Raw genomic sequence first — 1,527 nt, 5'->3', positions numbered from 1 at the left:
CTGCGCATCTGCCTCGTCTGCGACGCGCAGCCGACCGCGCCCGCGGCCAACAGCGCCGCGACGGCCGCCGCCAGAGTTCGTCGAACGACGTCGTTCGTCATCGCGACCTCCCTCGGCGCGCGTCCGGGGCCGCGGCGGCGCTGATCCGCCCGCGCCCGCCCAAAGTGGTACGGCTTTCCGCGGGCCGTTGCAGCGATGTTGCGCGCGACGACGCGCCGCGGCGCCATATCCCCAAGGACGGGGGCGTAGCCGGGCCGATCGACCGTCCGCCGCGGCGGTACACTGGGCGGGACGAAGACCGGGGCGCGTCCGCTTCGACGCCGGTGGGCGCGGGGGCTTCATGAAGCAGCGCGTCTTCGTCCGGGCGGTCGCCGCCGAGGCTCCGTTCGGCGCGGCGCGGCGCGGTTGCGGCGCCGGCGTCCGGACGAGTGCGTCGTCTACGAACGACGGGCCGAGCGCCCGAGGGGGTGTCGATGATCTCCGCTTCTCTTCGCGGGTTGGTCGTTGCATCGGCGCTGTTGCTCGGCGGCGTCGCCGGGTCCGCGGCGCGCGGGGGTTCGTTCTTTCCGCCGCCGTCCACCTGGCCGCCGAACGCCGCGCCGGCGAGCCGCGGCGCGACGCTCGTGGAAGAACGGGAAGCCGTGGAGCGGACGGAGCGGCTGGCGCGCGCGGTCATGACCTACTGCGCCGTGCGCGGCGCGTGGCCGGCCGACCTCGCGCAGCTCGTCCCCGACTTCGCCCCCGCGTCGCTCGCGAGGAATCCGTTCGGAGGCGTCTACACCTACCGCCCCTCGAAGTGGTCGTTCACGTTGGAGACGCGGCTCCCCGGCGGAGGCGTCGTGACGATGACCAACGGCGAGGTCACGTCGGCGCCGCTCCGCCTGCTGACGCAGGGCGAGGCCGCGCGCTGGAACCGGCGCATCCTGCGCCGCCTCGCGATGGGGCTCGAGGCCTACCGCGTGGACAGCAACGAGTATCCCGCTTCGCTCGCCGAGCTCGTCCCGTTCTACATCGACGCCCTTCCCCTGCGGGACGCCTACGGCGGCGACATCGTCGTTTCGCTGCGGCGCGACGCGTACTCCCTGACGAGCCTCGGGCGCGACGGGAGGCCGGGCGGCGTCGGGCTCGACGCCGACGTGACGATCGCGACGGGCGTCGTGACGACGACGACGCCGGCGGAGGTTTCCGAGCGCGAGTACGCGCTCGCGTCCGCCGGCGCGCTGAGCGCCGTCGCCAACGCGGTCTGCTCGTACGCCGTTGACAACGACCACGCGCCGGCGTCGCTCGACCTTCTCGTCCCGGTCTACGTCGCCGCCGTTCCGCTCGACGGTTGCGCCCGACCTTTGGCGTACCGGCTCGCGGCGGACGGCCGCAGCTTCGACGTCCGCGCGGCCGGATTCCCCTGCGACGTCGCCTTCCCCGGCCGGCCGCTCGACGTGCGCGTCGCGCTCGGCGGGGCCGAGTGCTCGAGCGTGGTGATCGGCCAGACCGACGTCTGGGACGTGCTCGACTGACGGTCGCGCCGCG

General features: G+C 74.5%; 1 protein-coding gene. It reads left to right on the top strand.

The window, feature by feature from the left end; genetic code table 11:
- Positions 1 to 473 precede the first annotated feature (473 nt).
- Positions 474 to 1,514: a type II secretion system protein GspG gene (locus LLG88_15545; GenBank protein MCE5248322.1), complete on the top strand. Its 1,041-nt coding sequence runs from the start codon at positions 474 to 476 to the stop codon at positions 1,512 to 1,514.
- Positions 1,515 to 1,527: the final 13 nt, after the last annotated feature.

It is taken from the genome of bacterium, assembly GCA_021372775.1.
Lineage (GTDB): Bacteria > Acidobacteriota > Polarisedimenticolia > J045 > J045 > JAJFTU01.
This window is presented reverse-complemented; position numbering and strand designations above follow the sequence as displayed.